General features: G+C 72.3%; 11 protein-coding genes. 3 read left to right on the top strand and 8 right to left on the bottom strand.

The window, feature by feature from the left end; all coding sequences use genetic code 11:
* Position 1: 1 nt before the first annotated feature.
* Positions 2-1,039, bottom strand: coding sequence for a Bug family tripartite tricarboxylate transporter substrate binding protein (locus tag ABCQ75_RS01095; protein ID WP_345882560.1), 1,038 nt, complete (start codon positions 1,037-1,039; stop codon positions 2-4).
* 196 nt (positions 1,040-1,235) lie between these two features.
* Between ABCQ75_RS01095 and ABCQ75_RS01090 the strand changes: the two genes are divergently transcribed.
* Together ABCQ75_RS01090 and ABCQ75_RS01085 are read left to right on the top strand one after the other, a co-directional pair.
* A complete protein-coding gene (locus ABCQ75_RS01090; RefSeq protein ID WP_345882558.1) occupies positions 1,236-2,984 on the top strand; it encodes an ATP-binding protein in 1,749 nt (582 codons plus the stop codon).
* A gap of 14 nt (positions 2,985-2,998) precedes the next feature.
* Positions 2,999-3,700, top strand: a complete 702-nt coding sequence (locus ABCQ75_RS01085; RefSeq protein ID WP_345882556.1) for a response regulator — start codon at positions 2,999-3,001, stop codon at positions 3,698-3,700.
* Positions 3,701-3,770: 70 nt separating this feature from the next.
* Here ABCQ75_RS01085 and ABCQ75_RS01080 read toward each other — a convergent pair whose 3' ends face one another.
* From ABCQ75_RS01080 to ABCQ75_RS01050, 7 genes are all read right to left on the bottom strand, one after another.
* Entirely contained in the window at positions 3,771-4,610 is an 840-nt protein-coding gene (locus ABCQ75_RS01080; protein WP_345882554.1) for an HpcH/HpaI aldolase/citrate lyase family protein, read from the bottom strand.
* On the bottom strand, positions 4,607-5,140 hold the full coding sequence (locus tag ABCQ75_RS01075; RefSeq protein WP_345882553.1) for a MaoC family dehydratase: 534 nt from the start codon (positions 5,138-5,140) through the stop codon (positions 4,607-4,609). Before ABCQ75_RS01075 ends, ABCQ75_RS01080 begins: the two co-directional genes overlap by 4 nt.
* The gene (locus ABCQ75_RS01070; RefSeq protein ID WP_345882551.1) at positions 5,124-5,810 is read right to left on the bottom strand and encodes a CoA transferase subunit B; all 687 of its coding nucleotides are present in this window, start codon (positions 5,808-5,810) and stop codon (positions 5,124-5,126) included. The genes ABCQ75_RS01075 and ABCQ75_RS01070 overlap by 17 nt, the downstream gene beginning before the upstream one ends.
* Positions 5,810-6,583 carry a CoA transferase subunit A gene (locus tag ABCQ75_RS01065; protein ID WP_345882550.1) on the bottom strand — a complete coding sequence of 258 codons (774 nt, stop codon included), beginning with the start codon at positions 6,581-6,583 and terminating at the stop codon, positions 5,810-5,812. The genes ABCQ75_RS01070 and ABCQ75_RS01065 overlap by 1 nt, the downstream gene beginning before the upstream one ends.
* Positions 6,584-6,702: 119 nt before the next feature.
* A complete protein-coding gene (locus ABCQ75_RS01060) occupies positions 6,703-7,890 on the bottom strand; it encodes an acyl-CoA dehydrogenase family protein (protein WP_345882548.1) in 1,188 nt (395 codons plus the stop codon).
* Positions 7,891-7,950: 60 nt separating this feature from the next.
* Entirely contained in the window at positions 7,951-10,044 is a 2,094-nt protein-coding gene (locus ABCQ75_RS01055) for an ATP-binding protein (protein ID WP_345882546.1), read from the bottom strand.
* 5 nt (positions 10,045-10,049) lie between these two features.
* Complete coding sequence (locus ABCQ75_RS01050; RefSeq protein ID WP_345882544.1) at positions 10,050-11,657, bottom strand: carboxyl transferase domain-containing protein; 1,608 nt, start codon at positions 11,655-11,657, stop codon at positions 10,050-10,052.
* Positions 11,658-11,800: 143 nt separating this feature from the next.
* Here ABCQ75_RS01050 and ABCQ75_RS01045 point away from each other — a divergent pair, with 143 nt between their 5' ends.
* A complete protein-coding gene (locus tag ABCQ75_RS01045) occupies positions 11,801-12,403 on the top strand; it encodes a TetR/AcrR family transcriptional regulator (RefSeq protein WP_345882542.1) in 603 nt (200 codons plus the stop codon).
* The last annotated feature ends 69 nt before the right edge of the window (positions 12,404-12,472 follow it).

Below are 12,472 nucleotides of genomic sequence, written 5' to 3'. Positions count from 1 at the left end.
GCTACTTGACCAGGCCGATCTCGGAGAGCGTCGCCTTGACGGCCTCGATCTCCTCCGCGAGGTAGGAGTCGAACTCGTCGCCCGAGAGGTAGGCGTCGTCCCAGTTCTTCGCCGCGAGGGTCTCCTTCCACTCGGCGCTCTCGTGGACCTTGCCCACGAGTTCGACGAGCGCGGCCTTCTGGTCGGCGTCGATGCTGCCGGGGGCCACGACCCCGCGCCAGTTGGTGAGGACGACGTCGATGCCCTGGTCCGTGAGGGTCGTCACCTCGGGCAGGGCCGGGGAGGGCTTGCTGCCGGAGACCGCGAGCGCGCGGACCGTGCCGGCCTTGACCTGTTCCGCGTACTCGCCGACGCCCGAGATGCCCGCCTGCACCTTGTTGCCGAGCAGCGCCGCGAGGGACTCGCCGCCGCCGGAGTAGCCGATGTAGTTGAGCTGGCTGCTCGGGATGCCCGCGGCCTTGAGGATCTGGCCCATGAGGATGTGGTCCGCGCCGCCGGCGGAGCCGCCGGTCACCGCCACGTCCTTGCCCTTCGCGGCAATGTCCGCCACGAGGTCGTCCACGGACTGGTAGGGGCTGTCCTTCGGGACCACGAGCACGAGCGGCTCCTCGGTGAGCCGTGCGATCGGCGTGGTGTCCTCGAGGCGGTTCTTGGAACCGTTCGTCTCGACCGAGCCGACCATGACGTAGCCCATGACCATGAGCGTGTTGGGGTCCTTCTCGGTGGCGAGCTTCGCGAGGCCGTTGGTGCCGCCCGCACCGGGGACGTTCTCGACCTGCGAGGAGCCGGCCAGGCTGCCGGCCTTGACCGCGTCCGCGAGCGCGCGGCCGGTCTGGTCCCAGCCGCCGCCGGTGTTCGCCGGAACCACGATGGAGAGCTTCTTGATGCCCTCCCCTGCGGCGGCGGTGCCGGACTGGGCGGTTCCCCCGCACGCGGTGGCGGTCACGAGGACCGCCGTTGCCGCGGCGGCGGAGAGGAGGGCACGGCGGGTGAATGGCCGCGCTGCAGAACGGGAGCGGAAGGGGCTGGTGGGGAGCATGGGACGTCCTTGTCCTGGTATGAGGGGGCGGTGTGGAAGCCGGCGGCCGCGGGAGTGTGACCCGCATCACCGACACGGCACGAGCGTAGGAACGCGCCCGGCGCGACCGGAAGCATGCGGTGGTAGTGGTGGTATTGGTCGTTCTGGTCGCGGGATGCACCCCGGACGTGAGGCCCCATCGTGGGATACTGCTGTGATGCCCGTCGCAGTGCCGCGGGCCGCGACGGCGCGGCTCCCTTTCCTCCCCCGCGCTGTGCCGTTCCGCCTCCAGCTCCTCCTGCTGCAGGTCGGGATCGTGCTCGGCGTCCTCGCGATCGTCGGCGCCGTCACGCTGCGCCTGCAGGAGCAGCAGCTGCGCGACGCCTACGAGGAGCGGATGGTCGCGGTCGCGACGAGCGTCTCGCGCCTGCCCAGCGTCCTGGCGGCCTTCGACGACGACGAGCCCGCCTTGGCGATCCAGCCCCTCGCCGAGCTCATCCGCACCTCCGCGGACCTCGGCTACGTCGTCGTGACGGACGCGCGCGGGCTGCGGCTGTCCCACCCGAACCCCTCCCTCATCGGCCTGCCCGTCTCGACCGACGCCTCCGTGCCCCTTTCAGGGAAGACCTACGTGGGCACCCAGACCGGCACGCTCGGCTCGTCCTGGCGGGTGAAGGTCCCCGTGCGGAGCGAGTCCGGGGACGTGATCGGCACGGTCAGCGTGGGCATCCTCGAGTCAGAGCTGAGCGAGGCGCTGTGGGCCCGCGCGCCGGAGCTCCTCGCGTGGCTCCTCGCTGCTGGCGGGGTGGGGACGGCGGGCGCGTTCTGGATCTCGCGCCTCGCGTGGCGCCGGGTCTACCGGCAGGAGCCCGAGCAGATCGCGGCGCTGCTCGAGGCGCGGGACGCGATGCTGCACGGGATCGGGGACGGGGTGCTCGCCGTCGACGAGCAGGGCCGGATCGTCCTGGCCAACGACGAGTCGCGCCGCCTCCTCGGCCTCGCCGAGGGCGCCGAGGGCGAGCTGGCGGCAGCGGTCCTCGAGCCACAGGTGGCAGGCCTCCTCGCCCGGGCGGCGGGGACCGAGGAGCCGGTCCTCGCCGGCGAGCGGGTCCTCCTCGCGAAGGCGCGGCGCGTGGGGGTGGAGGGCCAGCACGTGGGCGCGGTCCTCGTGCTCCGCGACCGCACCGAGGTCACGGCCATGCTGCGCGACCTGGACGGCGCGCGGGACCTCACGCAGTCGCTCCGCGCCCAGGCCCACGAGTTCTCGAACCAGCTCCACGTCCTCTCGGGCCTCCTCGAGCTCGGCCGGACCGACGCCGCGGCGGCCTACCTCGAGCGGCTCGGCGCGGGGCCTGCCGCGTCGGTGCATGGCGACGCCGAGCGTCTGGGCAGCGCGGAGCTCGCGGCGCTGGTCCTGGCCAAGGGCGCGCTGTGCCGTGAGAAGGGCATCGAGCTCGTCGTCGAGGCGGACGGTGCGTCCCCGGCCGAGGGGGCCTTGGCGTGCGGGCCCGCCGAGGGGCTCCGCGGCGAGCAGACCGCTGACCTCGCGGTCGTCGTCGGGAACCTCCTCGACAACGCCATCGACGCGGTGGGGCACCGCGGCCGGATCGAGCTGCTCGTGGCGCGCACCGGGGACGAGCTCGTCGTCGAAGCGCACGACGACGGTCCGGGGCTCCCGCCTGAGGCCCACCGCCTGTGGGAGATCGGCTTCAGCACCAAGCCGGTCGGGAGCCGGCGCGGCACAGCGAGCGGGGAGGGCACAGCGAGCGGGGAGGGCACGGCGCCGTCGCGGGGATTCGGGCTCGCGATCGTGAAGCGCATCGCGGAACGCTCGGGCGGCAGCGCCACGGCTGGACCGTCCCCGCTGGGCGGGGCGTGCGTGCGGGTGGAGCTGCGTCTGGCGGCCAGCACGGGAGCGGCCGGCACGGCAGGGCCGCCCGGCACGGTCCTGGACGGTGCGCGGTGATCCGGACCCTCGTGGTGGACGACGAACCTGCCGTGGCCGGGGTCCATCAGGGATTCCTGCTCGCCCGTGGGGGCTTCGAGGTCGTTGGGGTGGCCCACACGGCAGAGGACGCGGTCCGGCTCGTCGGCGAGCTCTTGCCGGACCTCGTGCTCCTGGACATCCACCTGCCGGACGCGAGCGGCCTCGAGGTGCTCCGCTCCTTGCGCGGGCTCGGCGCCGAGAGCCCCGAGGTGATGGTCATCAGCGCCGCGCGCGAGCTCGAGACGGTGCGCGAGGCAATGCTGGGGGGCGTCTTCCACTACCTCGTCAAGCCGTTCAGCTCCCAGCAGCTCCATGAACGGCTCTCCACACTCGCTGATCGGCATGCGGCCTTGGCCTATGTCCGGGACACGAGAGGCTCGGAGCTGGACCAGGGGTCCATCGACCGGCTCCTGGCAGCCCCCAGCTCCAACGGGCCTTCGCGGCCCCGTCTCGACGGAATCGAGCCGCCGAAGGGCCTGTCGCCCACCACGCTGCGCCTCGTCGCCGCGCGCATGGACGAGCTGGGCGCTTCGGGAGCCGATGCGTCGGCTGCCGAAGTCGCGAGCGGGCTGGGCCTCTCGCGCGTGAGCGCGCGGCGCTACCTCGAATTCCTCGCAGCCCGTCAGCTCGTCGACGTGCTGCCCCGCTACGGCACCGCCGGACGCCCGGAGAACCGGTACCGCTGGAACGGATGAGTGGGCCCGGGACGCCGACGGACACCGTGGACGTCGGGGCGGGCTTCCGGGTCAGCCCTCGTCTCCGGCGTCAGTCCTCGTCACCGGCTCGGCGGAGCACTGACTCGGCATGGCGCAGGATGGGTCCGTCCACCATCTGGCCGCGGTGCTGGAAGACGCCGGTCCCGGCGGCCTCGGCGGCGGCGAGGAGATCGCGCGCCTCGGCGACCTGCTCGGCCGTCGGCGCGTACGCGGCCCGCACCGGCCCGGCCTGGTTCGGGTGGATGCAGGCCTTCGCCGCGAAGCCCGAGGCAGCCGCGTCTGCCGCCTCCTCCGCGAGGCCGGCGAGGTCCGGGATGTCGGTGTAGACGGCGTCGACCGCCGCCTTGCCGTGTGCCCCGGCGGCGAGCAGGACGCTCGAGCGGGCGTGCAGCGCGACCGCACGGTAGGCGCCGTCCGCGGACCGGCTCGACGTCCCGCCGAGGGAGGCGATGAGGTCCTCGGCGCCCCACATGAGCGCCACGGTGTTGGGCGCCGCTGCGATCGCCGGGGCGGTCAGGACGCCCGCGGCGGTCTCGCACAGCGCGATGACCCGGTAGGAGCGCAGGAGGGCGAGGTCCTCGGCGGACTCCGCCTTGGCGAGCATGACGGTCGTGTAGGGCGTCTCCTCGAGCGCTTCGAGGTCCGCCTCGAAGTGCGCCGAGCTCAGGGCATTGACACGGACGATGGTCCGCTCGGGGTCCAGCGGGACCTCCACGAGGTTGCGGCGCGCGTCCGCCTTGGCGTCGGGGGCCACGGCGTCCTCGAGGTCCAGGATCACCGCGTCGGCGCGGTCTGCGGCCTTCGCGAACCGCTCGGGGCGGTCTGCAGGGCAGAAGAGCAGCGCCGGGCCCATGGCGAAGGGCGCGCTCCAGGGATCGGCGGGAATCATGCGTCCACCCTATGCGCCTCGCGCAGCCACATGAGGCACGAGCGCTTCGCCCGCCCCACCACGGTGCCGTCCTGGTTGCGTCCCGTGAGCTCCATGGTCACGATCCCCTGCCCCGGGCGGGAGGACGAGAGCCGCTTCTCGGTCACCACCGTCTCGGTGTACAGGGTGTCCCCGTGGAACATGGGGTGCGGGAAGACCACGTCGGTCAGGCCCAGCTGCGCGACGATCGTGCCCTGCGTTAGCTGCGCGACGGACTGCCCCACCATCGTGGAGAGCGTGAACATCGAGTTCACGAGCCGCTGCCCGAACGGCTGCGACCCGCTCCACGCCGCATCGAGGTGCAGCGCCTGCGTGTTCATCGTCAGGGTCGTGAACAGCACATTGTCCGTCTCCGTGGCGGTCCGGCCCGGCCGGTGCGCGTACACCACGCCCTCCTCGAGCTCGTCGAAGTACAGGCCGCGCTGCACGACGACGCGCAGGTCGTCGCGCTGCTCGCCCGCCGTGGGTGCCGGGTCAGGGCTCGTTGTCATGGATCTCCACCTCCAGCTCCACTCCCGTGGCGGCCTGGATCTCGGCCTCGCTCACGCCCGGGGCGAGCTCGCGCAGCACGAGCACGGGCCCCGTCCCCGGCTCCATGCCCGCGCCCAGGCCCTCGCTCACCACGTCGATCACGCCCAGGTCCGTCACAATCCGGTCCACGCAGCCGCGGCCCGTGAGAGGCAGGGTGCACTCGGGGAGGATCTTCGGGTTCCCGTCCCGGTCCGTGTGCTCCATCATGACGATGAGCCGCTTCGCGCCGAACACGAGGTCCATCGCGCCGCCCATGCCCTTGACCATCTTGCCCGGGATCATCCAGTTGGCGAGGTCCCCGTGGGCTGAGACCTGCATGGCTCCGAGCACCGCGACGTCCACATGCCCGCCCCGGACCATGCCGAACGAGGTCGCGGAGTCGAAGAACGCCGCGCCCTTGTTCACGGTGACGGTCTCCTTTCCCGCGTTGATGAGGTCCGGGTCCACCTCGTCCTCGCGCGGGTAGCGGCCCGTGCCGAGGATGCCGTTCTCCGAGTGCAGCACCACCTCGACCCCGGCCGGGATGTAGTTCGGGATGAGCGTGGGCATGCCGATGCCCAGGTTGACGTACTGCCCGTTCTCGAGCTCGGCCGCGACCCGTGCCGCGAGCTCGTTGCGCGTCCAGGCCATCAGGACTCCCCTCCCGCGGACACGGTCCGCTTCTCGATCCGCTTCTCGGAGTGGGGCCCGCCAGGCGGCACGTGCACCACCCGCTGGACGAAGATGCCGGGCAGGTGGACGTGCTCGGGGTCGAGCTCCCCCGGCTCCACGAGCTCCTCGACCTCCGCGACCGTGATCCGCCCCGCCATGGCGCACAGCGGGTTGAAGTTCATCGCGGTCGCGTGGAACACGAGGTTGCCGTGGCGGTCGCCCTTCTGCGCGTGGACGAGGGCGAAGTCCGGCGTGAGGGACTCCTCGAGCACATAGTCGGCGCCGTTGAAGGTGCGCACCTCCTTGGGCGAGGACGCGAGCGCGACGGTCCCCTCGGCGTCGTACCTCTGCGGGAGACCGCCCTCGGCGACGAGCGTGCCCACCCCCGCCGCGGTGAAGAACGCGGGGATGCCCGCTCCGCCTGCCCGCAGCTTCTCCGCGAGCGTGCCCTGCGGGGTGAGGACCACCTCGAGCTCGCCGGCGAGGAACTGCCGGGCGAACTCCTTGTTCTCCCCGACGTAGGAGCTGATGGTGCGCGCGATCCGCCCGTCCGCGAGGAGGATGCCGAGGCCCCAGTCGTCCACGCCGCAGTTGTTGCTGATGGTCGTCAGGTCCCTCGTGCCCTGCCGGTGCAGGGCATCGATGAGCGCCACGGGGATGCCGCACAGGCCGAAGCCGCCCACGGCGAGCGACGCGCCGTCGCCGATGTCCGCGACCGCCTCCTCGGCGGTTGCCACCACTTTGTCGATCACATTCCCCTCCTCGTCGAGCCAGCAGCCTGCCGGCCTCTCGCCCTCGTCGGGCCCGCCTGGAATCCATCCAATACGCGCCGCGCGCCCTTGGCTAGGGCCCACCCCGCGGTGGCCTGGCGTCAGAGGCCGAGCTCGCGCGCGATGAGCATGAGCTGGACCTCCGTGGTCCCCTCGCCGATCTCGAGGATCTTCGAGTCCCGGTAGTGCCTGGCCACGACCGACTCGTTGATGAAGCCGTAGCCGCCGAACACCTGGGTCGCGTCGCGGGCGTTGTCCATCGCCGCCTCGCCCGCCACCATCTTCGCGATGGCCGCCTCCGTCTTGAACGGCCTGCCCGCGAGCATGCGCGCGGCGGCGTCGTAGTACGCGAGGCGCGCCGTGTGCGCGCGGGCCTGCATGCGGGCGATCTTGAACTGGATGGCCTGGTACTTGCCGATGTTCGCCCCGAACGCGCTGCGCTCCTTCGCGTACTTCACCGACTGGTCCACGCAGCCCTGCGCGGCGCCCGTGGCCAGGGCGGCGATGGCGATGCGGCCCTCGTCCAGGATGGAGAGGAAGTTCGCGTACCCGCGGCCGCGCTCGCCCAGGAGGTTCTCCTCCGGGACCCGGACGTCCTTGAAGCTCAGCGGGTGCGTGTCCGAGGCGTTCCAGCCGACCTTGCTGTAGGCCTTCTCGGCGCGGAAGCCGGGGGTCCCGGAGGGCACGATGATCGTGGAGATCTCCTTGCGGGTGCTGCCGTCCGGGCGCTCCTGGGTGCCGGTGACCGCCGTGACGGTCACGAACTTCGTGATGTCCGTGCCCGAGTTCGTGATGAACTCCTTGGAGCCGTTGACCACCCACTCGCGCCCCTCCGAGGCCGGGCCGGCGCCGTCCTCGAGGCGGGCGGTGGTCTTGGTGCCGCCGGCGTCCGAGCCCGCCTCCGGCTCCGTCAGGCCGAAGCCCGCGAGCGCGCGGCCCGCCGCGAGGTCCGGCAGGAGTGACTCCTTCTGCTTGTCCGTCCCGAAGCGGTACACCGGCATGGCGCCGAGGGAGACCCCGGCCTCGAGCGTGATAGCGACCGACTGGTCCACGCGGCCGAGCTGTTCGAGCGCGAGCGCGAGGGCGAAGTAGTCCCCGCCCATCCCGCCGTACTCCTCGGGGAACGGCAGGCCGAACAGGCCCAGCTCCCCCATCTGGGCAACGATCTCGTACGGGAAGCTGTGCTCCTCGTCGTGCTTGGCGGACACGGGGGCCACGACCTCGTCGGCGAACTCGCGGACGGTGTCGCTGAGCTCGCGGTATTCGTCGCTGAGCTGGAAGTCGACCATGGGATCTCCTGGTGGTGGTTGGCTCGTGGTGTGAGGCGTGTGCTGGTGGGTCGTGGAAGGTCAGGTGGCCGGCGCGGGTTCGGGCTCCACGGTCGCGACGACCTGGTCGGCCTTGACGAGGGCTCCCGCGGCCACATGCAGCTGCACAGTGCCCGTGACGGCCGCCGTGAGCTGGTGCTCCATCTTCATGGCCTCGACCGAGACGAGAGCCTGCCCGGCCTCCACCCGCGCCCCGTTCTCGACGGACACCGACACGACCGTGCCGGGCATCGGCGTGCGGACCTGCGGATCAGCCTCGCCCTCGTGGCGGTGCAGCGCGGCCCTGACCCGCTCGAGCCGGCCGGCCCGGTCCAGGACGGGCAGCGCGACCGACCAGCCGCCCTCGCCCAGGAAGACCGTGCGCTCCGCGCCCTCGCCGCCGGACCCGTGCCCAGCGGCGCGCTCGGCGGTGGAGTAGCGGTGCTCCTCGCCGTCGAGCTCGAGCACGACGGCGCGCTCCCCGGCCGGCGTCAGGCTCGCCTTGAGCTCGGGGCCGCGCTGATCGCCGCGGTCGATCCGCACCGTGCGCCCGTCACCGGGGTGCACGTTCACGGTCACGAGGCCTCCCTCGGGCGATCCGAGCGAGACGCGACGGGTGGCCGGCGCCCCCATGCGCCATCCGTCCAGTGCCCACGGGCGCCCGTCCGGGGCGGCCGTACCGAGGGCCAGGAGGGCCGCGGCGGCGTACTCCGCGTCGCCCGGCGCCTGGAAGTCGAGGTGGTCCAGGCGGCGTTCGATCAGAGTCGTGTCGAGGTGCCCGGCCTGCACGTCCGGGTCTGCGAGCAGGAGCCGCAGGTACTCGATGTTCGTGGCCACGCCGAGGACGGTGTAGTCGGCCAGTGCGGCGTCCAGCCCGGCGAGGGCCTCGGCGCGATTCTCGCCCCAGGCGATCGCCTTGGACAGCATGGGGTCATAGTCCGAGCCGATGGCCAGGCCCTCGGTGAGGGAGCTGTCGACCCGGATGCCGTCCCCCACCGGCTCGCGCAGGAGCTCGACCCGGCCGGTGGCCGGGAGGAAGCCCTTGGCCGGGACCTCGGCGTAGATGCGGGCTTCGATCGCGTGCCCGTCCAGGCGGATGTCCTCCTGGGCGAGGGCCAGGGGCTCCCCCGCGGCGACGCGCAGCTGCTGCTCGACCAGGTCCACGCCCGTGACCATCTCCGTCACGGGGTGCTCGACCTGGAGGCGGGTGTTCATCTCCATGAAGAAGAACTCGTCCGGCGCCTCGTCGGAGACGAGGAACTCGACCGTGCCGGCCCCGACGTAGCCGACGCTGCGGGCGGCGTTGCATGCGGCCTCGCCGATCCGGGCGCGCGTCACGGCGCCGCCCTCGGTGTCGAACAGCGGCGAGGGAGCCTCCTCGATGACCTTCTGGTGGCGGCGCTGCAGGGAGCACTCGCGTTCGCCGAGGTGGACCGTGGTGCCCTGCGAGTCGGCGAGGACCTGGACCTCGATGTGGCGGGGCGCGCGGATGAGGCGCTCGATGAGGAGCGTCCCGTCGCCGAAGGCGGCCGTCGCCACGCGGCGTGCGGTCGCGAGGGCCGCGGGGAGCTCGGCCGCGGACTCGGCCACGTGCATGCCCTTGCCGCCGCCCCCGGCGGAGGGCTTGATCAGCAGGGGGAACCCCACGCCGTCGGCCGCGGCGATGAGCTCCTCGTCGGTGAGGCCGGGTTCGGCGACGCCGGGGACCACGGGCACGCCGAAGGAGGCCACGTGGTTCTTGGCGCGGATCTTGTCGCCCATGACGGAGAGGGCCTCGGCGCCGGGGCCCACGAAGACGATGCCCGCCTCCGCGAGGGCACGGGCAAGATCGGCATTCTCGCTCAGGAATCCATAGCCGGGGTGGACGGCCTCGGCTCCCGTCGCGCGGCAGGCCGCGACGATCGCGGGGATGCTCAGGTAGCTCTGGGCCGCAGGCGCGGGGCCGATGCGCACGGCCTCGTCGGCCTCGCGCACGTGCCGGGCCCCGGCGTCGGCGTCGCTGTACACCGCGACGGAGGCGATGCCGAGGCGGCGGAGCGTGCGCAGGACGCGGACGGCGATCTCGCCGCGGTTCGCGACGAGGACCTTGGCGAACGGGCGGCCCGCGCTGGCCGGGGCTGGGGTATCTGCAGACATGGGGCTCACATCCTGAAGACGCCGAAGGACGTCTCCGGCAGCGGGGACTGGGCGACGACCGCGAGGGCCATGCCGAGCACGCGGCGCGTGTCGGCCGGATCGATGATCCCGTCGTCCCACAGGCGGGCGGTCGAGTAGTAGGGGCTGCCCTGCGCCTCGTACTGGGCGCGGACCGGGGCCTTGAAGTCCTCTTCCTCCTCGGCGGACCATTCCTGGCCGCGCGCCTCGAGCTGGTCGCGCTTGACGGTCGCGAGGACGGATGAGGCCTGGTTGCCGCCCATGACGGAGATGCGGCTCGCAGGCCACATCCACAGGAACCGCGGTGAGTACGCGCGGCCGCACATGGAGTAGTTGCCCGCCCCGAACGAGCCGCCGATCACCACGGTCAGCTTGGGCACGCGCGTGGTCGCGACGGCCGTGACCATCTTGGCCCCGTGCTTGGCGATGCCGCCGTGCTCGTAGTCGCGGCCCACCATGAAGCCGGAGATGTTCTGCAGGAAGAGCAGCGGGATGCCGCGCTGGTCGCACAGCTCGATGAAGTGCGCGCCCTTCATGGCCGACTCGGCGAACAGGACGCCGTTGTTGGCCACGATGCCGACCGGGTGGCCGTCGATGTGCGCGAAGCCGGTGACGAGGGTCGCGCCGTAGTCCTTCTTGAACTCGTGGAAGGCGCTCCCGTCCACGAGCCGGGCGATGACCTCGTGGACGTCGTACTGGGCGTTCACGTCGGTCGGGACGACGCCGTAGAGCTGCTCCTGGTCGGCCTTCGGCTCGACCACGGGGCGCACAGCCCACGGAGCGTCCGCGGGGGGCGGCAGGGTCTCGACGATGCTGCGGACGATCTCGAGCGCGTGCTCGTCGTTGTCCGCGAGGTGGTCCGCGACGCCGGAGACCTTGGCATGGACATCGCCGCCGCCCAGTTCCTCCGCCGTCACGATCTCACCGATGGCGGCCTTCACGAGCGGCGGGCCGCCCAGGAAGATCGTGCCCTGGTTGCGCACGATCACCGTCTCGTCGCTCATCGCGGGGACGTACGCGCCGCCGGCCGTGCAGGAACCGAGAACCGCGGCGATCTGCGGGACCTTGGCCGCGGAGAGCCGGGCCTGGTTGTAGAAGATGCGGCCGAAGTGGTCGCGGTCCGGGAAGACCTCGTCCTGCTTGGGCAGGAAGGCCCCGCCGGAATCGACGAGGTAGATGCAGGGAAGGCGGTTCTCGAGCGCGATCTCCTGCGCCCTCAGGTGCTTCTTGACCGTCATGGGGTAGTACGTGCCGCCCTTGACCGTCGCGTCGTTGGACACCACCATCACGTGGCGGCCGTGGACCAGGCCGATGCCGGCGATCACACCCGCCGCCGGGCACTCGTCGTCGTACATGCCGTTGGCGGCGAGGGCGCCGACCTCGAGGAACGGCGACCCCTCGTCCAGGAGCGCGTCGATGCGCTCGCGCGGCAGGAGCTTCCCGCGGGCCACATGCCGTTCCCGGGAGCGTTCCGGGCCGCCGAGGGCCGCCGCGGCGAGGCGTTCGCGCAGGCCCGCGGCGAGGGCCCGCTGGGCGGCGTCGTTCTCGGCGAACGCTGCGCCGGCCGGGTCGATCCGGCTGGTCAGGGTCTCCATCGATCCTCCGGTGGGCGGGTTCAGTTAGTGGTGACTAACCGGAATCTAGGTTAATGTGTATTAACTGTGATGTCCAGCACAGCAGCGGAGCCAGACACAGCAGGGAAGCCAGGCACAGCGGGGATGTCCGGCACAGGAGGGACATGAGCGAGTCACCCAGCGCACGCAGCGAGGCCAAGGCCGTACGCCGGCAGGCACTCCTCGACGCCGCGGCCGGGCTCTTCGCGGCGCAGGGCTTCGCCGGCGCGTCGCTCGAGGACCTCGGTGCGGCGGCCGGCGTGAGCGGGCCCGCGATCTACCGCCACTTCCCCGGAAAGCAGGCCGTCCTGGGGGCCCTCCTGCTCGAGGTGTCGGAGGCGCTCCTGGAGGGCGGGCGCCGGGTCGCCGCAGAGACGGACGACGGCGCGCCGCGGCTGGGCGCGCTCGTCGCCTTCCACGTCGACTTCGCGCTCGTGCAGCCGGACGTGATCCGCGTCCAGGACCGGGACTTCCCCTCGCTCGCCGACGACGACCGCGAGCGCGTCCGCGCGCTCCAGCTGGCCTACGTCGAGATCTGGAGCGAGTCGCTCGCGTCGCTCCACCCGGCCGAGAGCGCCACGGAGCGCAGGCTGCGGGCCCAGGCCGCCTTCGGCCTCATCAACTCGACCCCGCACTCGGTGCGCCGGCATGGGGGGCGCGTCCCGTCGTCGTCCGCCCGCCGGATGCTGACGGCCATGGCGATGGCCGCTCTGGAGGCCCCCGCCTGACCCCAAGTGGGCGCCAGGGACCCCGCAAGCGATACGGGGTCCCGTCCCGTCCGATACGGGGTCCCGTCC

It is taken from the genome of Sinomonas halotolerans (assembly GCF_039615075.1).
GTDB lineage: Bacteria > Actinomycetota > Actinomycetes > Actinomycetales > Micrococcaceae > Sinomonas > Sinomonas halotolerans.
The sequence above is the reverse complement of the archived record's forward strand: the minus strand, read 5'-3'. Positions and strand labels throughout refer to the sequence as shown.